The organism is Kribbella sp. NPDC049584, from assembly GCF_040675555.1.
Classification (GTDB): domain Bacteria; phylum Actinomycetota; class Actinomycetes; order Propionibacteriales; family Kribbellaceae; genus Kribbella.
In genome coordinates, this window is record NZ_JBFAPF010000003.1 from 400,068 (window position 1) to 417,272 (window position 17,205).

Here is a 17,205-nt window from a genome sequence, read left to right on the forward strand (position 1 = left end):
AGTCCCCACGTCCCCGCCCGGCGTTCACACCAGGCACAGCGCCGTACGACGCGACTGGGCGCCATACCCGCAGGTGTCTGCCGGGCGCGGTCGTCCAGTCGAGACCGCCGCCCCCGCCGACGACTAGGCCGAAGCCAGGCGGCTCACTGGAAGGTGTCCCAGCTGTTTGCGCGAGGTGATGTCGAGCTTCGCGAACACCTTCCGCATGTGCCATTCGACCGTGTGCCGGCTGATGTAGAGCTCGGCTCCGATCTCCGGGTTGGACAGCCCGTCCCGGGCGAGCAGTCCGACCGACTCGGCCAGCAGCCGGCGGGCCACGAAGGTGATCGTGCGCAGTGAGGCCTGGTCCAGCCACTGCACGTCGTCGATCAAGCAGACGAGCGGTTGTTCTTCGGCTGCTTCGGAGAGCAGGCCGAGTACGGCGAGGCCGACGACGAAACGGTCGGGCGGCGATTTCGCGCTCAGTCCGAACGCGGTTTCGAGCGCATCGCGATGCGGGCCGGGCAGTCGGTCCCGCAGCGGGAGCAACGGCGCGCACAGCTGGTGCAGGCCCGCATAGGCGAGCTCCATCTCGTACTCGATGCCGACCGCCTGGACGACGCGACAGCCTGAGGCACTTCGCAGGGCGTGCCCGAGCAACGCCGACTTTCCGACGCCGGGCTCGCCACGCACGACAATGACCTGGCTCCGGCCGGACCGCACGTCACCCAAGAGCCGGTCCAGTACTCCGCTCTCCGCGCGCCGACCGCGCAACGTGTTTCCGGGCCGTTCGGTCGACATGACCTTCGACGGTACTGCCACGGCCCGGCGCTGCCAATCCTTACTGACGCGTTCCGAGCCACCTCAGTGCGGACAGCGAGGGCAGGAAGAAGTACTCACCGCCGCGGAGGACGTTGAAGGTTTCGATGCCGTGGATGCGGCGTCGTACCGGGTCCCTGGGGATCGTGAAGGTGGCGCCGGGTTGCTGGACGCCGACGTTCGGATCGCGTTCGTCGCCGAGGCTCATGAAGTTGCCGTTGTTGATCCACTCCTGCTGCAGGAACTCCATCGTCGCCATCGCCTTCGCGCTGATGAACAGGAAGTAGAGGCCGTGCGGCGTCCGGTCGTCGGCCTCCGACAGCGCGCCGGGATCGTACGGCGCGCCGTACGTCGTACTGCGGCGGATGACGCGGTGGATGTTGGCGTCGGCAAGGATCGCCATCTTGGTATCGCGCGGATTCATCCGGCGCATATGCGCACCGAGCGGTACCTGCCGGCCGTCGGGATCGGCGGCGTACGTGAAGTCGTTGTTGCGCAGCGGATCGGCGCCGAGCGCGGGATCGTCGTGATCGGGAGCGAGCGTCAACGGAGCGCCGGAGCGCCAGCGGCCGATGAGCTTCGCGGCGAGCAGTTCGCGCTCGTCGTCGGTCCGCGCGTTCGCATGCAGGAAGCGGTTGAAGGCCCCGACCTGCGACTGGTACTTGCGCAAGCCGACGTACGTGCCGTTGCGGCCGAGGATGTCGGGCTGCGGTGACGGAAGGGGTACGCCGGATTCGCCCGGGTAACCGAGCACGAACTCGCCGGCCTTGATCGCGGGTCCCTGGCCGGGCAGCGGATCGACACCGCTGCCTTCGATGGCGGGCTGGCCGATCGAGTCCCGGTACCCGAGTGGGTTCAGGTCGCCGGGCTGTGCACCGAAGTCATGAGTACTCAGTACAGTCAGACCCTGGCGGCCGTCGTAGTGGCGCCGCGCCAGGTCCATCGTGCGCCGCCAGCTGTCCTCGGAATCGCTGAACACGCTGACGGCGAGATGGATGACGCCGGTCCCGAAGTCCGGCTCCCAGTGCAACGGATCGTTGACACCGTCGTCGCGAAGTTCGCGAGCACGCGCGGCCATCCCCACCCGGAACGCCTCCGGGAAGCTCTGAAGCGAGTCGTCGGGTACGCCGAGCGCCACGAGCCCGGAGTACGTAATCGCGACCGCGATCCACGGCTCCTTGTTCTGCCACCAATCGGCCGCCGAGGCGACGTGCGGTGTCAGATCGCGGAGGAAGTCGCGGCCGGCACGCACGTCGTCGATGTGCAGCATGACGTGCGTGCCGTAGTACGGCTCCGGGCGGTACCGCAGTACGGTCGCCTGGATGTCGTCGAGCTCGACCAGTGCCATCGCACTAGTCTGCGATCTTGTCCAGGAACTCGTCGACGGCGTCGCCGATGCGCCGCAGCCGCCGGGTCTCCGCCACGGTCAGGTCGTTCGCGACGTACCAGCCTTCGGCGCTGACCTGGTACTTCGCCAGGTAGTCCTTCGCCTCGGGGCTGCGGATCCCCGGCCAGCCCTCCCAGGCCGAGTCGATGATGTCGAGGAAGTCCGGGATCTTCGTCGCGAAGTCGTCGATGTAGGCGTCCCAGTCGCCGTCGTACGCCGTCGCGAACAGCATCCTGGTGTCGTTGTCGAGGAACACGAACCGCATGTCGTGGACCGTGCCGACGTCGTCCGCGCCGGCGAGGTTGCCGCCGAACAGCCTGAGGAACGCCCGCAGCCGCTCGGCTCCCCCAGGCGCGAACGGCACGATGATCGTCAGCTCGGAGACCTTCCCCAGCCGGCTGCCGGTCCGCCCGGCGCTCTCCACCGGCGGCGGTGGGGCTTGGGACGCGTCCGACGCCAGCCTGCCGAGTACCTTCTCCAACGCGACCTTGCCGACCTCCGGCGCGTCCGCGAACAGCTCGCGCAGCTGGTCGATCTTCGTCTCGACCGTGGCCTGCTCAACTGTTGTCATGATGGTGTCCTTTCACTAGTTCGGGCAGCATCGAGCCGAGCTCGAGCTCCCCATCGGGGGTTTGCAGACCGCGCTCGAACGCGGCCTGGGTCAGTTGTTGTGGTTCGGGTTCACCGACGTGGCGGCCGAAGAGATCCGAGTCGAGCCTGAAGTCTTCGACCGGGGCGAGGGAGATCGCGTTCACCCTGCTCTTGACGGCGACGTGACCCGCACCGGGGAACGCTCCGATCCGCTCGGCGAGCGCCGTCACGAAAGCACCCAGCTCCTTGGCCGGCAGCGCGCGGTTGATCCAGCCGTACCGCTCAGCGACGTCGGCGTCGTAGTCGTCGGCGCTCAGCAAAACCTCGAGCGCCCGCGCACGACCCATCAGCCGAACGAGGTACTCGACGCCACCGCCGCCCGGGACCAGGCCGAACGCAGCCTCGATCTGCCCGAAGATCGCGGTCTCGCCGGCGGCGAACCGCAGGTCGCAGGCGAGGACGAACTCGCTGCCGGCGCCGCGGACCCGGCCCTCGATCTGGGCGATGCTGACGAGCCGGCTGGCGCTGAGGTAGCGGAAGAGCAGCGCGATCGATGGTTCGCCGGTCAGCTTCGCAGCCTCTGCCCGGTAGTCCGCGACGCGGTGAAGGTCGACGTGCGAGATGAAGTAGTTCGGATCGGCGCTGGTGAAGACGAGCACCTTGATCGCGGCAGCTGCTTCTGCCCGCTGAATCAGCGCGACGAGATCCCGGACGAGCTCCGGGCCGAGCAGATTCATCGGCGGCGCAGCGATCTCGACCTGGAGTACGGCGCCGTTCGGCCGTACGTCGAGAGTCTCGAATGACCACTGTCTGTTCATGGACCCACGATGCTCCGGGCGGAGCCTTGTCGCCCCTGGGCGCATCCCTGGTCGATCCACGGGTGGCCAACGGGCGGATCCGACGGGCCCGCGTGTTGACCAGTGGGTTCCCTGGTGCGACCTGGGGTGGCCAGGGGGCAGCGTGGTCCACGACAATGGCCGGCGAGGGAGATTCCGATGGCTACCTTCGACTATGACGTGCTGATCGTGGGGTCCGGGTTCGGTGGCAGTGTTGCCGCGCTGCGTGCCGCGGAGAAGGGATACCGAGTCGGGGTTCTCGAGTCGGGGAAGCGCTGGAGCGACGCGGATATCCCGAAGAGCCAGTGGCATCTGCCGGGGTTCCTGTGGTTCCCGGCGGCGGAGCTCTACGGGATCCAGCGGGTCGAGTACCTCGATGACGTACTCGTCCTGTCCGGCGCGGGCGTCGGTGGCGGCTCACATGTCTACGCCAACACGCTGTACGTCCCGCCGAAGCAGTTCTTCGATGCGCCCGAATGGTCGAGCATCACGGACTGGGCCGACGAACTGGCTCCGCACTACGACCAGGCCACCCGGATGCTCGGCGCCGTTCGGTACCCGTACATGCCCACAGACGTCGACCGCGTCATGCTGCAGGTCTCGAGCGAGCTCGGACGCGGCGAGACCTTCAACAAGGCACCCGTCGGCGTGTACTTCGGCAGCCCCGGCGTCGAGGCCGAGGACCCGTACTTCGGCGGCGCCGGACCGCGTCGTACCGGGTGCATCTCGTGCGGCAAGTGCAACATCGGCTGTGGCCACAACGCGAAGAACAAGCTGACCACGAACTACCTGTACCTGGCCGAGAAACTCGGCGCCCAGGTCCACGAGCTGCACGAGGTACACGACCTGATCCCGCTCGAGGGCGGCGGCTTCGAGGTCCATGCCCGGCATCCGGGCTGGGCACAACGAGCCGCCCACCGGCAGCAGCACACCTACACCGCCGAGCAGGTGATCGTCGCGGCCCACGCGTACGGCTCGTCGAAACTCCTGCTGCACATGCAGCACGAGGGCCGACTCAGCGGTGTCTCCACGCAGTTGGGCCGCCGGGCCCGGACGAACTCCGAACAGCTCCTCGCGATCACGCGCACACACGCGGAGTGGAAGGCAGATCCGGACAAGCTCAAGTTCACGCCGGGGTCGGTGTCGATCACCTCCGGCGTCTGGCCGGATCCCGTCACGAGTATTGAGCCCGTCTATTGGGGCGTCGGCAACGACCTGTTCGCGTTCCTGGTCACCTACCACCAGCACGGCGAGCAGAAGCACCCGACAGCAGCCTGGGTCAAGCAGCTCATCGACCAGCCGACCTCGGTGCTCAGCTTCGACGACCCGCGGAACTGGGCCGAGCGCACGGTCATCATGCTGTGCTCGCAGACGACAGACACGTCGATCGACCTCTACTGGGGCGACGGCCGGCTTCGGAGTAAGCAGACCGGCACGCCGCCCGTGGTCCACATCCCGGTGGTGGAGCAGTTCGTCGACCGGATGACCGCTCTGATGGGCGGCCACCAGGGAGCGTTGCCGTTCGAGGTCGTCAACCGCACCGCGTCGGCCCACTTCACCGGCGGCATTCCGATCGGGGACAACAGCGAGAGCGGCGCGGTCGACCCGTACCAGCGGGTCTTCGGCCAGCCCGGCCTGCACGTGATCGACGGCAGCGTGATGCCGGCCAACACCGGAGTGAACCCGTCACTCTCGATCACCGCCCTCGCCGAACGAGCGCTGTCGCTGTGGCCGAACAAGGGTGACGTGGATCCGAGGCCGCCGTTGGGGTCGGGCTACGAGCGCGTCGCCCCGGTGATGCCGCATAGGCCCGCCGTACCCGCGGGCGCTCCGGCCGAGCTGCGGCTCGACGCCAAGAAGGCCGACGTCATCCCCGACTACCCGTACTAAGGCCAAAGGAGCAGACCGATGACCGACCTTCGCGCCCTCGAGCCGCTCGCCCCGATCGCTGACGGCGTCGTCGTCCCGTACTACCTCGGCGATCGGAAACTTCGCATCGCCCTCGCCCGGATCGACGGCCGCCTGTACAGCTTCGACGATCTCTGCACGTGCGGCGGCGACCCGTGCCCGCTGTCCAGCGGACTGCTCGTCGGCCACACGATCATGTGCCAGTGCCACGGCTCGCGGTTCGACGTCACGAGCGGCGCGGTGCTCAACGGGCCGGCGAGCCGGCCGCTGAGCAGGTACGAAGTCCAGGAACTAGACGGCAACCTCGCAATCGGGCTGTGAAGGAGACGACCTCATGAAACTGAACCGTCAGTGCCTGACGCCGGTCGGAGCCATTGCGCGCGGTCTCCTGGCCGGAACCGTCGGCACGATCGCCATGGATACGTTGCTCTACTTCCGCTACCGCAAGGGCGGCGGCGACGGCGAGTTCGCGCGCTGGGAGTTCTCCGCCGACATCCACAGCTGGGATCAAGCGCCGGCACCCGCCCAGGTCGGGAGACGGCTGTACGACGGGTTGCTGCAGCGCGAGTTGCCCGACGACCGGGCCGCGCTGGTCAACAACATCATGCACTGGGGCTACGGCATCGCCAACGGAGCCGCGTACGGCGTACTCGCCGGATCGCTCCCGAATCCGCAGGTCTGGTACGGCATACCGTTCGGCGCCGGCGTCTGGGGATCGGGGTACGTCGTGCTGCCGGCCGCGAAGCTCTACGAGCCGATCTGGAAGTACGACCGTACGACACTCGCGAAGGACCTGAGCGCTCACCTCGTCTACGGCCTGACGACGGCCGCGGTCTTCCGGCTCGCGCGCAGATTCCGGCTCTGACTACCGGCCCGATGCGCGGTCCGGCCAGGGATGCGGGCCAGTGTGTCTCCCTGGTGTGATGCGGCGGCTCCGGGGCCAGAGTTGAGGTCATCGGAAGAAATCGCATTGGGAGGCGTCTGATGAAGCTCTTTCGCGGCGGACAAACGGCCGGCGCCGTACCCGCGACCGCGGTGGCGGGACCGGATCACGGTCCGGTGATCGTGATGGTCAAGGGCACCGAGGACAGTCGGGACGCGGTGGAGTGGGCCGCTGCCGAGGCCGCGGCACGACACTCCGAGCTCCGGATCGTGCACGCCTTCCACTGGGCCCGCGTGCTCGACCCGTTCGGCAACGCGACCGTCGACCCGCGGGTCCGTGAGGCCGCGGAGAAGGTCGCCGAGGACGCGGAACGCAGGGCCCGCCGAATCGCCTCCGGCCTGCGGATCAGGACCGTCGTCTTCCCCGGCAAGCCTGCCGTTGCGCTCGCCCACGAGGCCGAACGCGGCGGCCGGCAGAGCCTTCTGGTCGTCGGGCACCACCATCGATCCGGCCGGTCCTCGATCCGCCGGCTGTCGCGCCGTACGCCGAACTCCGTAGCCGTGATCGGGCTGAACTCGCCGTACGCGCCCGGATCGTCAGCCGGCCGGGTGGTCGTCGGCGTCGACGGGAACGGCGGTCCGCAGCCGGTCCTGGGATTCGCCTTCCGGGCAGCTCGCCGCCGCGGCACCGGCCTCACGATCGTCCACGCCACCTGCCGCGATCGGCGCAGCGACATCGAGGAGACCGTCCGCGTCTGGCAGATGGCCTACCCCGAGGTCGACGTTCGGTGGAGCGTGACGACCGGCCCGGCCGACTCCGCGATCCTGGCCGAATCCGCGGCCGCCGCACTGACCGTGATCGGCTCCACGACACATCGATGGCTCCGGCGCCTGCTCTACGGATCAACCGCCTGCACAGTTCAGCGGCTGGCTCGCGGTCCGGTCGTCGTGGTGGGGGCCGAGGCACTCTAAGCGTTGCGTGGTCTCGCCTGCGGATGCAAACCTGACCACAGTGGGGGGTGACGATGGCCGACAGCGAACTGCGTGGGCGGGAGCACGAGCGCGCCGTACTGGAACAGCTGGTCGAGGCCGCCCGGAGCGGCCACAGCGATGCGCTCGTCCTGCGTGGCGAAGCCGGCATAGGCAAGTCCGCGCTGCTCGATATGGTGGCCGGCACTCTCCACGGCTTCCACCTGACCCGGACCGTCGGCGTCGAGTCCGAGATGGAGCTTCCGTACGCCGGCCTCCATCAGCTCTGCCAGCCGTTCCTCAACCACCTCAACCGTCTCCCGCCACCCCAGCAAGAAGCTCTCGGCACAGTGTTCGGCCTCGTCAGCGGAACGGCACCGGACCGATTCCTGACCGGGCTCGCCGTACTCAACCTGCTCTCCGATGCTGCCGGCAGACAACCGGTCGTCTGTATCGTCGATGACGCGCAATGGCTCGACCGGATGTCCGCGCGGATCCTCGCCTTCGTCGCGCGCCGGCTGGGCGCCGAGTCGGTGGTGATGATCTTCGCGGTCCGCGACGGCGTCGAGCACGAGCTGACCGGGCTTGCCGAGCTCGAGATCCGCGGCCTCGACGATGCCGACGCACGTGCCCTGCTCGACTCGGTGTTGCCCGGGCCGATCGATCCGCGGGTGCGCGACCGGATCGTCGCGGAGACCCGCGGCAACCCACTGGCGTTGCTGGAGCTGCCGCGGGCGCGGAGTGCGGCCGAGCTCGCCGACGACCGCAGTACGGAAGCCCTCGCGAGCCGGATCGAGGCCAGTTTCGTGCGGCGGCTCAAAGCGCTGCCCGTCGACACGCGCCTGCTCATGCTCGCCGCAGCGGCCGAACCGCTCGGCAACCCGACCCTCCTCTGGCGGGCCGCGGAGCAGCTGGGGCTCGGTGCGGACCCAGCCGCTGCGGCAGTCGATTCCGGGTTGATCACCTTCGGACGGCACATCCAGTTCCGGCATCCGCTGGTGCGGTCGGCGGCGTACCGGATGGCGTCGCCGCAGGATCGGCAGGCCGTCCACCAGGCGCTCGCCGACGTCACCGATCCTGAGCTGGACCCGGACCGCCGCGCCTGGCATCGGGCGCAGGCAACCATGCGGCCGGACGAGGACGTCGCCGCCGATCTCGAACGGTCCGCCGAACGCGCGCAGGCCCGCGGCGGCTTCTTCGCCGCCGGCGCATTTCTCGAACGCTCGGCCGAGCTGACCCTGGACCCGGCCCGGCGCTCCCAACGGCTGCTGGCCGCGGCGACGGCGAAACGCAGTGCGGGCGCGCTGGAGGCTGCTCTTGACCTGCTCGGCGGGGTGACCGAAGGGCCGCCCGATCCGCTCCGGACCGCCGCGGCAGAGCGACTACGTGGTGAGATCGCGTTCGACCAGGGTCGCGCACGCCTGGCCGCCCGCACCCTGCTCGACGCGGCCAAGCAACTGGATCCGATCGACCCCGGCCAAGCCCGGATCGCTTATCTGGAAGCGATGTCGGCGGCCATGTGGGCCAGCGGACCAGATGCGCCCGGCATTCTCGCGCTCGCCGCGGCGGCCGCTCCTCCCCCGGCCGAATCCGAACCACCCGCCGATCTGTTGCTCCAGGCCCTCGCCCTGCGCTTCACCGCCGGGTACGCCGCCGCGGCGCCCAAGCTGGTCGCCGCACTCGCCCGTGCCCGCACCGCCGAGCTCGACACCGAGGACGTCGGCGGCTGGCTCTGGCTGGCCGGTAACCGCGCGAGCGGCATCGTCGCGATCGAGCTCTGGGACTTCGACACCGCCCAGGAGCTTGCGGACCGCCAGGACCGCATGGCCCGCCAGACGGGCGCGCTGCTCCAGCTGCAGTTCGCGCTCAACTTCCGCGCCAACCTGCAGTGCCTCGCCGGGAATCTGCCCACGGTCGCAGGCCTCGTCGAGGAGGCTCGCCAGATCGCGGCCGCGACCAACAGTCCACAGATCGAGTACGGCGGCGTGCTGCTCGAGGCCCTTCGTGGCAACGAGGTCTCGGCGGGCCGCCTGATCGACGCGACCATTCGCACGGCGACCGAGCGGAGTCAGGGCCGGATGGCGGCGTTCGCGACGTACGCGAAAGCCGTTCTGCACAACGGACTGGGCCGCTACGAGACCGCGCGTGACGCGGCCCTTCACGTCTTCGAGCAGGACGTCATCGGGTACGGCGCCCTGGCGGTCAGCGAATTGGCCGAGGCAGCCTCCCGCACCGGCGACACTAAGATGGTGACATCCGCCCTGACCTGGCTCGGTGTCCGCGCGGCCGCCGTACCCACCGATTGGAGTAACGGGATCGAGGCACGCGTCCGAGCACTCCACGAGTCCGACGGGTCCGCCTACGAGCAGTCGATCGAGTGCCTCAGCCGGACCGGCCTCCGAGTTGAGACAGCGCGCTCACACCTGCTGTACGGCGAATGGTTGCGTCGTGAGGGGCGCCGCGTCGACGGGCGCGAGCACCTTCGGATCGCGCACGACCAACTGACCGGGATGGGGCTCGGAGCCTTCGCCGACCGTGCTCGCCACGAGCTTCTGGCCACCGGCGAGACGGTACGCAAACGCCGGCCGGAGACGAGCAACGACCTCACCGCACAGGAGGCGCAGATCGCCGCCCTGGCGCGGGAGGGGCACACCAACCCGGAGATCGCGGCGCAGCTGTACATCAGCCCACGCACCGTCGAGTGGCACCTCCGGAAGACGTTCTCCAAGCTCGGCATCACCTCGCGGCGTCAACTCGCCGACGCACTGGACCGCACCGGCTGAGAGGGGCGCTCAGGCAGGGACGCTGAGGTAGGGACCAGGGATTCTCCCGGACGCGACGACGACCGTGGCGGGCGACGATCGAAGTACATCGTCGAAGGAGTTCTTCCATGGAGACCAGACTCGAGGCCGTTGTCGTCCCGGTGTCCGATGCCGATCGGTCCCGGCACTTCTACCGCGCGCTCGGCTTCCGGCTCGACCTCGACGTGACGACCGGTGACGGCTCCCGCGTCATCCGGCTGACGCCGCCCGGGTCGACCTGCTCGATCCTGTTCGGGAGCGGGATCGTCCCCAGCCTGCCAGGCCCGTCCTGCGTCCTGCTGACCGTTCCGGACGTCGAGGCGGCGCGGTCCGAGCTCGTCGAGCGCGGCGCCGCTCCCGGTCCGGTCCGGGACCTGCCGACCGGCGTCCGCGCGATCTCCTTCCGCGATCCGGATGAGAACGAGTGGGTACTGGTGGAGGGCATGCCAATGAACCGACCATAGGTTCATGCCCGCGCTGGAAAGCTTTTCGCATGTATCACTGACCGTCTCCGACCCGGAGCGGAGCGCCTTGTTCTACAACAAGGTGCTCGGCACCGAGACCGTCAAGTCGTTCAGCGGCAACGCCGGCGAGCGTCTCGAGATCGTCGCCCGCGGCACCATGATGATTGCCCTGCGCGACCATCCCGAGACACCGGACCAGAGTTTCGATCCCTCCCTGATCGGCCTCGACCACGTCGCGTTGCAGGTCCCGTCCCGGGAAGAGCTGGAGGCGTGGCATGCCAGCCTGGTGGCCGAGGGCGTCACCTGCTCCGCGATCGAGCCGAGCCCGTTCGGCCTGCACCTCAATCTCAAGGACCCCGACGGGATCGCGATCGAGCTGTTCACTCCTTCGACGTGATCGCCTCGATGACCGTTGCGGCGTACTGATCCGGGATCTCTTCCCAGATGAAGTGGCCGGAGTCGACCGCGACCAGGCGGCTGTTGGGCAGGCGGGCGTCGAGGAACTCCGCGTTGGACAGCGGTACGACGCGATCGTGGCGGCCGTTGATCAGCGTGACCGGCGTGGTGATCGTCGGCAACAGGTCACGGAGCTCGGGCAGTTCTTGTGGATAGCGGCGTACGTAGCGCATCGACTCGACGAAGCGGTCGCCTTGGTACGACGCGACGTAGTCCGCCCGGATCTCGTCCGGGACCCCGCCCGCGATCCCGTCGACGGCGACGTTCACGATCACGCTCGGGTCGATTGTGCGGTACTTGTCGAGATCCGGGTCGACGACCCACAACGCCAGCGGCTCACCGAGGTCAAGCGGGATGGACGCCGCGCCGGTGCCGACGATCAGGCCGGCGATCTGCTCGGGTTGTTGCGCGGCTGCGAACAGGGCGGCCGCCGTACCGACGTCCGGTCCGACGATGTACGGCCGGCCGAGGTCCGCGTCGGCGATGACCTTGGTGAGGAAGGTGCCCATGGCCCGCGGTGACATCAGGTCATCCCGGGTCTCGGACGCACCGAAACCAGGCAGGTCGATCGCGAACAGTCGGGCGTGCTCGGCGAGCGTCTTCCACACCGACGAGAACGCGTAGATGCTCTCCGGCCAGGGGCTGGTCAGCAGCACCGTGATGTCGTGCGATCCGCCGGTGTCGGCGTACCTGATGCGGACTCCGTCGACGGTTCTGAACTGTGTCTTCATGTGCTAACTCCTTCCGGCGTACGGCGCTTCGATCAGGTCAGGAAGGCGTCGACGTCACGGGCGAATTCGGTGTGGTGCTGGAACAGGAAGCCGTGGGCGGCGTCGGGGTAGAGCTTCAACTGTGCCTGTGGGATCAGCCCGGCGAGCAGGTATGAGAAGTGCGGCAGGATCATCGGATCGCTGTCGCCGTTGGCCACGAACACAGGCATCTCGATCGCGCTGACCCGCTGGAGCTGGCTATGGTCGGGGATGCCCCATTCATTCACGGCCTCGTACTGCGCCTGCCGGGTCTGCCAGGTGGTCAGTGTGTCGCGATCGTCGCGCTGGGCGGTCTGTCGCTTCAGACTTTCGCCGCCCGCTTGCCGGCTGGCGGCCGAATCGGTGAAGAAGACATCGAGGTACCCGTCGGGATTGCGTGCGGGTGTGCCCACGGCTGCGATCACGTCGGGCGCCCAGCCGTGCATGCCCGCGGCACCTCGCGGTGCGGACGACGCGAGGACGAGACGACGTACGAGCGCCGGCCTGGTCAGCGCGATCTCCTGCGCCACGAAACTCCCGATCGAGAAGCCGAGCAGGTCGACCGAGTCGAGCTCGAGCGCATCGATGAACGCGATGGCATCACGTGCCATCTGCGCGACCGTACTCGGCGTCGTACCGGTCGATCCGCCGACACCGGCGTTGTCGAACGTCACGACTCTCCGGCCGCTCGCCAACGCGTCGATCAACGCGGGATCCCAGTTGTCGAGATTCCCGCGGAAGTGCTGCAGGAGAACGAGAACCGGCGTACCGGTTCCTGTCTCGCGATAGGCGTAGTCGATCCCGTTCGCGGCGCTGATCGTTCTCGTCGGAGTCTCCACGTAGGACTTCATTTCGGCTCACTCCTCACCGGCGAGGTAGTACTCGGCGTACGGCGTTCCGGCGAACTTCTCACGCAACAGCCGGGAGAAGAACATCACCGAGCTGAGCGGCCGGTAGTTGACGACGATGTGCTGCACCTGCCCGTCGTCGTTGAACGTGATCAGATGCACCGCCCCGACCGGCTTGCCCTGAACCTCCGCGGTGTAGTCCTCGATGAAGCTGGAGTCACCCCACGGGCCCGCGTAGTTGAAGTCCTGCCGGTCGTAGAGCTCGCGCGCCCCGCCGATGACGGCACGGACCGCATCCCGGCCTTTCACGGCGCCGTCGAGAATCGAGCCCTCCAGGGTGACGTCGTCAGCCATCTTGCCCACCCAGTCCGGGCGGTAGTCCGCGAACCGACCGCTCGGATCGCCGCGCCCCAGATAGGTGGGCGCACCATCGGTCATCTGAGTACCAGGAATGTTCGTCATGACCCCAGACTCACTCCGCCGTACGCCGATCGCGCCAGTGAAGGCACTGGTCTGTGGCCCTGGACCAGGGCCGCGGCCAGGGGTGGTCCCTGGCTCATCCGTGCCCCGAAACCGAGAACCTCGAGGTAGCGGCACCATCCGGTACCGCGAGACCCATCGGAGTACGGAGCACATCATGAACACGAACGAATCGACCAAGGGAACCCTGACCGGGACACTCTCGAAGGCGCTCATCTGGCGCGGCGTGCTGGCGATCGCGGTCGGGGCGGTCTCGGTCATCTGGCCGAACATCACCGTCGGCGCGCTGGTGATCCTCTTCGCGGTGTACGCCTTCATCGCGGCCGGCCTGGACGCAGCCCGCGCGTTCAGCGGTGTTCGCGGCGGGTACGTCGTCGGCCACCTACTGCTGTCGGTGCTGTCGCTGGCAGCCGGTGTCATCGCACTGATCTGGCCCGGACCCACTGCCGTCGTCCTGACGCTGATCGTGGGCTGGTGGGCGCTGTTCACCGGTCTGGTGGAAATCGCGATGGTCTTCACCAGCGGGCGCAGGGCAGGCGAACGGGCCTGGCTGATCCTGGCCGGCCTGGTGTCGGTCGCGTTCGCCGTCGCGCTGTTCGTCCGGCCCGACCTGGGCGCGCTGTCCCTGGCGACCGTCTTCGGCCTGTACAGCATCTTCTACGGCGTCAGCACCCTGGTCGTCGCCCACCAGGGCCGCCAGCTGCAGCACACGACCCGGCGCTTCGCCGAGGCCGTTTCCTGAACCACCCCATTCCAGCACCGATCCAGCACCGATCCGCACAAGGAGAGCAGAATCATGAACTACACCGAAGCTTTGGAAGCCCTGCAGAAGAGTGTCGACGACACCGTCGACGAGATCCGTCAGGCCGCCGTCGAGGACCACGAGCACCTCGCCGCCCGCATCGACAACCAGAAGTCGGCGTCCCGGCAGCGGCTGGACGACGTGAACGGCAAGCTCGACAGCAAATGGGACCAGGTGAAGGCCGACGCGTCCGCGAAGATGGCCGATCTGAAAGCGAACATGGCACAACGCCGCAAGGTGCGCGATGCCGAGGTTGCGGAGTCGGACGCCGACTGGGCCGAGGCCGACGCCGCGTCGGCCATCGACCTGGCCGTCTGGGCGACGGACAACGCACGGGACTCGATCCTCGACGCGATCGACGCCCGCAACCACGCCGACGATCTGACGAAGCTGGCCGCGCAGCACCGATGAACCGCGCGGAACGTTCTGGAGGCCGTGGTCGCCGACCACGGCCTCCGGAGTGTCTACCGGACCTATCATGACGACGTGGCTGTGCCGCCAGGACCGGTGCTGTGGGGGCGCTCGCTCGAACGCGAACAGCTCGAGCGCGCGATCGACCGCGTGCGCGGCGGCGAGAGCGCAGTACTGGTCATCCGGGGAGAAGCCGGCATCGGGAAGACCGAATTGTTGCGGTACTGCGCCACACGAGCATCCGACTGCCGCGTCGCACAGATCTCCGGCATCGAGGGTGAGCTCGAGCTGCCGTTCGCGGCCCTGCACCAACTCTGCGCCCCGCTGCTGACCGATCTGCCACCACTGCCCGAACCGCAGGAGCGCGCCCTTCGGATCGCCCTCGGGCTCGTCGACGGAGCTGCTCCGGACCAGTTCCTCGTCGGTCTCGCCGTACTCACCTCGCTCGCGGAGGTCGCCGCCAAACGGCCGCTCGTCTGTCTCATCGACGACGCCCAGTGGCTGGACGAAGTCAGCTCGCGCGTACTCCGTTTTGTCGCCCGCCGGTTGCTCGCCGAATCCGTGCTGCTGGTGTTCGCCATCCGCGAGGAGCCCGGCGTACGGGCCTTCGGGGAGCTGCCGACGCTCACGCTCGAAGGGCTGAACGGCGACGACGCCCGGGACCTGCTGACCGCGGTCGTGTCCGGCCGGCTCGACGCGAAGGTCCGGGACCGGATCGTCGCCGAGACCGGCGGCAACCCGCTCGCGTTGCTCGAAGTACCCAGAATGATGGCCGCGGCGGAGTTGGCCGGTGGTTTCGGCGCGCCACCGACGGCCTCTGCCGGCCAGCTTCAGGACCTCTACATCCGCTCCTTCAACGCCCTGCCGGAGCCGACGCGTCAACTGATGCTGCTGGCCGCGACCGATCCGACCGGAGACGCGACGTTGGTCTGGCGAGCCGCCCAGACGCTCGGGATCACCCGCGACGCGGCAGCCGCGGCGGCGGAGGCAGATCTGCTCGACATCCGTTCCAGGGTGCGGTTCCGGCATCCGTTGGTACGGTCGGCCGTCCAGGCAGCTGCTTCAGCACCGGAGCGCCGTACGGCGCACCTCGCCGTCGCCTCGGCGACCGACGCCGAGACCGATCCGGACCGCCGCGTCTGGCACCTGGCTGCCGCGGCGACCGAACCGGACGAGGAGCTGGCCACCGAGCTCGAGCGCTCGGCCGATCGGGCGCAAAGCCGCGCCGGGCTCGCGGCGGCCGCGGCGTTCCTCGAGCGATCGGCGTCCTTGACCCCGGACCGCAAGCTACGGGCCGACAGGATCCTGGCGGCCGCGCACGCGCACCAGCATGCCGGTGCCTTCGATCTCGCGCGCGGCTTGCTCGCCGAGGCTGAAGCCACCGCCGTCGATGAGCTGCAGAGTGCCCTCGTCGACCTGCTCCGGGGCCAGATCGACCGTGCGGCAGGGATCAGCGCGGAGGCACCGGCCCGCTTGCTCCGCGCCGCCCAGCGACTGGACCCGCTCGACGCTCGCCGCGCCCGGGACGCCTACCTCGACGCGGCAGTGGCTTCGATGGTGGCTGGTTCACTGGCCGGCCCCGGTGGGCGGCTGATCGACGTCGCACTCGCCGTACCGCCGGGGAGGTTGGGTTCGGAGCCCGGTGACTACATGCTCGAAGGTCTGGTTCAGTACGCCACCCTCGGCCCGTCGACGGCCGCACCTATGATCCGCCGAGGCGTCGACGCTTGTCTGCGCGACGAACTGTCGCCGGACCAGTGGCTGCACTGGGGAGGGCTCGCCTCGATGGGGGCACTGGACCTCGGGGACTACGAGACCTGGGCCAAGGTGAGCGCCCGACAGGCAGAGGTCGCCCGATCGTCCGGCGCACTCGGTCCACTCGTGGTCGCTGTCAGCCTCGAACGACTGGTCGCCACCTTGGCGGGCGACTTGGACCGCGCGACGTCACTCGGCGTCGAGGCAGAAGCCCTGAAGGATGCGACCGGCAGCAGCAGAACGCAGTACGGGGCCTTGCTCGTGGCCGGCTACCAAGGCCGTCCGGATCCGGCGGGACGACTTCTCACAGCGACGGCCGACGAAGCAGCCGCCCGCGGCGAGGGTCTCGGCCGGCAGATCGCCGATGTGGCCACCGCAATCCTCAACAACGGACTCGGTCGGTACTCCGCAGCACTGCCGGCAGCGCTTCGGGCGTCGCAGGAGGCGTACGCCGGTTGGGCCAGGTGGGCACTCGGCGAACTGATCGAAGCCGCGGTCCACGGTGGAAAACCCGAGCTCGCCGACGGCGCCCTTCAGCGATTGCGCGACCTGACCATGGAGAACTCCCCTTGGTCCACAGCAATCGAGGCACGCTCCGAAGCCCTTCTCAGCAAGGGATCCGCGGCCGAGTCGTGCTATCGCGAGTCCATCGATCAGTTCGCCCGCACACCCCTGCGCCCCGAGCTGGCCCGAACCCATCTCCTGTACGGCGAATGGCTCCGGCGCGCAGACCGGCGCCTCGATGCCCGCGACCAACTCCGCACCGCGCACACGCTGTTCACCGACATCGGCGCCGAAGCCTTCACCGAACGGGCCCGACGCGAACTCCTGGCCGTCGGCGACTCGGTCCGCCGCCGCAAACCCGAGGCCCACCTGGATCTCACCGCCCAAGAACTCCACATCGCCCGCCTGGCCCGCACCGGCCGAACCAACGCAGAGATAGGCGAAGAGCTCTTCCTCAGCGCCCGAACCGTCGAATGGCACCTCCGCAAGGTCTTCACGAAGCTCCAGATCACCTCCCGAAAAGCCCTGCAAGACGCCCTTCCGTTCAGCCCCCAACACTCCTGA

The 17,205-nt window shown here is 68.6% G+C and carries 17 protein-coding genes; 10 read left to right on the forward strand and 7 right to left on the reverse strand.

Going from position 1 to position 17,205, the window contains the following annotated elements; translation table 11 throughout:
• Window positions 1–123: 123 nt before the first annotated feature.
• From AB0J62_RS13705 to AB0J62_RS13720, 4 genes are read right to left on the reverse strand one after another with little or no spacing between them, the layout of a single operon-like run.
• Window positions 124–780, reverse strand: coding sequence for a LuxR family transcriptional regulator (locus tag AB0J62_RS13705; protein WP_363868932.1), 657 nt, complete (start codon window positions 778–780; stop codon window positions 124–126).
• A gap of 40 nt (window positions 781–820) precedes the next feature.
• Window positions 821–2,146: a peroxidase gene (locus AB0J62_RS13710; RefSeq protein WP_363868936.1), complete on the reverse strand. Its 1,326-nt coding sequence runs from the start codon at window positions 2,144–2,146 to the stop codon at window positions 821–823.
• A gap of 4 nt (window positions 2,147–2,150) precedes the next feature.
• Window positions 2,151–2,756 (reverse strand): hypothetical protein, encoded by a 606-nt coding sequence (locus tag AB0J62_RS13715; protein ID WP_363868939.1) that lies wholly within the window; start codon window positions 2,754–2,756, stop codon window positions 2,151–2,153.
• A complete protein-coding gene (locus AB0J62_RS13720; protein WP_363868943.1) occupies window positions 2,743–3,594 on the reverse strand; it encodes an enoyl-CoA hydratase/isomerase family protein in 852 nt (283 codons plus the stop codon). The genes AB0J62_RS13715 and AB0J62_RS13720 overlap by 14 nt, the downstream gene beginning before the upstream one ends.
• 177 nt (window positions 3,595–3,771) lie before the next feature.
• Between AB0J62_RS13720 and AB0J62_RS13725 the strand changes: the two genes are divergently transcribed.
• The 7 genes from AB0J62_RS13725 to AB0J62_RS13755 all read left to right on the forward strand — a co-directional run bounded on the left by AB0J62_RS13725 (window position 3,772) and on the right by AB0J62_RS13755 (window position 11,033).
• A complete protein-coding gene (locus AB0J62_RS13725) occupies window positions 3,772–5,502 on the forward strand; it encodes a GMC family oxidoreductase (RefSeq protein WP_363868946.1) in 1,731 nt (576 codons plus the stop codon).
• Between the two features lie 18 nt (window positions 5,503–5,520).
• Window positions 5,521–5,841 carry a Rieske (2Fe-2S) protein gene (locus tag AB0J62_RS13730; protein WP_363868949.1) on the forward strand — a complete coding sequence of 107 codons (321 nt, stop codon included), beginning with the start codon at window positions 5,521–5,523 and terminating at the stop codon, window positions 5,839–5,841.
• A gap of 13 nt (window positions 5,842–5,854) precedes the next feature.
• Window positions 5,855–6,385 carry a DUF1440 domain-containing protein gene (locus AB0J62_RS13735; RefSeq protein ID WP_363868952.1) on the forward strand — a complete coding sequence of 177 codons (531 nt, stop codon included), beginning with the start codon at window positions 5,855–5,857 and terminating at the stop codon, window positions 6,383–6,385.
• Between the two features lie 119 nt (window positions 6,386–6,504).
• Window positions 6,505–7,374: a universal stress protein gene (locus AB0J62_RS13740; RefSeq protein ID WP_363868955.1), complete on the forward strand. Its 870-nt coding sequence runs from the start codon at window positions 6,505–6,507 to the stop codon at window positions 7,372–7,374.
• 53 nt (window positions 7,375–7,427) lie between these two features.
• Window positions 7,428–10,154: an AAA family ATPase gene (locus AB0J62_RS13745; RefSeq protein ID WP_363868958.1), complete on the forward strand. Its 2,727-nt coding sequence runs from the start codon at window positions 7,428–7,430 to the stop codon at window positions 10,152–10,154.
• Between the two features lie 107 nt (window positions 10,155–10,261).
• Window positions 10,262–10,636 (forward strand): VOC family protein, encoded by a 375-nt coding sequence (locus AB0J62_RS13750; RefSeq protein ID WP_363868961.1) that lies wholly within the window; start codon window positions 10,262–10,264, stop codon window positions 10,634–10,636.
• A 4-nt stretch (window positions 10,637–10,640) separates the two neighbouring features.
• Entirely contained in the window at window positions 10,641–11,033 is a 393-nt protein-coding gene (locus AB0J62_RS13755) for a VOC family protein (protein WP_363868964.1), read from the forward strand.
• On the opposite strand, the gene AB0J62_RS13760 is transcribed toward AB0J62_RS13755, so the two are convergent.
• Genes AB0J62_RS13760 through AB0J62_RS13770 form a run of 3 tightly spaced genes read right to left on the reverse strand, consistent with a single transcriptional unit; the run spans window position 11,017 to window position 13,151 of the window.
• Complete coding sequence (locus AB0J62_RS13760) at window positions 11,017–11,823, reverse strand: alpha/beta hydrolase (protein ID WP_363868967.1); 807 nt, start codon at window positions 11,821–11,823, stop codon at window positions 11,017–11,019. The two genes, AB0J62_RS13755 and AB0J62_RS13760, sit on opposite strands and share 17 nt — an antisense overlap.
• Before the next feature lie 32 nt (window positions 11,824–11,855).
• The gene (locus AB0J62_RS13765) at window positions 11,856–12,692 is read right to left on the reverse strand and encodes an alpha/beta hydrolase (RefSeq protein WP_363868970.1); all 837 of its coding nucleotides are present in this window, start codon (window positions 12,690–12,692) and stop codon (window positions 11,856–11,858) included.
• Window positions 12,693–12,698: 6 nt separating this feature from the next.
• Complete coding sequence (locus tag AB0J62_RS13770; RefSeq protein ID WP_363868973.1) at window positions 12,699–13,151, reverse strand: hypothetical protein; 453 nt, start codon at window positions 13,149–13,151, stop codon at window positions 12,699–12,701.
• 175 nt (window positions 13,152–13,326) lie between these two features.
• Here AB0J62_RS13770 and AB0J62_RS13775 point away from each other — a divergent pair, with 175 nt between their 5' ends.
• From AB0J62_RS13775 to AB0J62_RS13785, 3 genes are all read left to right on the forward strand, one after another.
• On the forward strand, window positions 13,327–13,911 hold the full coding sequence (locus AB0J62_RS13775) for a DUF308 domain-containing protein (RefSeq protein ID WP_363868976.1): 585 nt from the start codon (window positions 13,327–13,329) through the stop codon (window positions 13,909–13,911).
• Window positions 13,912–13,965: 54 nt separating this feature from the next.
• Window positions 13,966–14,382 (forward strand): hypothetical protein, encoded by a 417-nt coding sequence (locus tag AB0J62_RS13780; protein ID WP_363868979.1) that lies wholly within the window; start codon window positions 13,966–13,968, stop codon window positions 14,380–14,382.
• 75 nt (window positions 14,383–14,457) lie between these two features.
• Window positions 14,458–17,205 (forward strand): AAA family ATPase, encoded by a 2,748-nt coding sequence (locus AB0J62_RS13785; protein WP_363868982.1) that lies wholly within the window; start codon window positions 14,458–14,460, stop codon window positions 17,203–17,205.

Excerpts from the sequence above, each read along its gene's own strand:
- AB0J62_RS13705 (WP_363868932.1), bottom strand. The coding sequence starts at position 780 with ATGTCGACCGAACGGCCCGGAAACACGTTGCGCGGTCGGCGCGCGGAG.
- AB0J62_RS13710 (WP_363868936.1), bottom strand. The coding sequence starts at position 2,146 with ATGGCACTGGTCGAGCTCGACGACATCCAGGCGACCGTACTGCGGTAC.
- AB0J62_RS13715 (WP_363868939.1), bottom strand. The coding sequence starts at position 2,756 with ATGACAACAGTTGAGCAGGCCACGGTCGAGACGAAGATCGACCAGCTG.
- AB0J62_RS13720 (WP_363868943.1), bottom strand. The coding sequence starts at position 3,594 with ATGAACAGACAGTGGTCATTCGAGACTCTCGACGTACGGCCGAACGGC.
- AB0J62_RS13725 (WP_363868946.1), top strand. The coding sequence starts at position 3,772 with ATGGCTACCTTCGACTATGACGTGCTGATCGTGGGGTCCGGGTTCGGT.
- AB0J62_RS13730 (WP_363868949.1), top strand. The coding sequence starts at position 5,521 with ATGACCGACCTTCGCGCCCTCGAGCCGCTCGCCCCGATCGCTGACGGC.
- AB0J62_RS13735 (WP_363868952.1), top strand. The coding sequence starts at position 5,855 with ATGAAACTGAACCGTCAGTGCCTGACGCCGGTCGGAGCCATTGCGCGC.
- AB0J62_RS13740 (WP_363868955.1), top strand. The coding sequence starts at position 6,505 with ATGAAGCTCTTTCGCGGCGGACAAACGGCCGGCGCCGTACCCGCGACC.
- AB0J62_RS13745 (WP_363868958.1), top strand. The coding sequence starts at position 7,428 with ATGGCCGACAGCGAACTGCGTGGGCGGGAGCACGAGCGCGCCGTACTG.
- AB0J62_RS13750 (WP_363868961.1), top strand. The coding sequence starts at position 10,262 with ATGGAGACCAGACTCGAGGCCGTTGTCGTCCCGGTGTCCGATGCCGAT.
- AB0J62_RS13755 (WP_363868964.1), top strand. The coding sequence starts at position 10,641 with ATGCCCGCGCTGGAAAGCTTTTCGCATGTATCACTGACCGTCTCCGAC.
- AB0J62_RS13760 (WP_363868967.1), bottom strand. The coding sequence starts at position 11,823 with ATGAAGACACAGTTCAGAACCGTCGACGGAGTCCGCATCAGGTACGCC.
- AB0J62_RS13765 (WP_363868970.1), bottom strand. The coding sequence starts at position 12,692 with ATGAAGTCCTACGTGGAGACTCCGACGAGAACGATCAGCGCCGCGAAC.
- AB0J62_RS13770 (WP_363868973.1), bottom strand. The coding sequence starts at position 13,151 with ATGACGAACATTCCTGGTACTCAGATGACCGATGGTGCGCCCACCTAT.
- AB0J62_RS13775 (WP_363868976.1), top strand. The coding sequence starts at position 13,327 with ATGAACACGAACGAATCGACCAAGGGAACCCTGACCGGGACACTCTCG.
- AB0J62_RS13780 (WP_363868979.1), top strand. The coding sequence starts at position 13,966 with ATGAACTACACCGAAGCTTTGGAAGCCCTGCAGAAGAGTGTCGACGAC.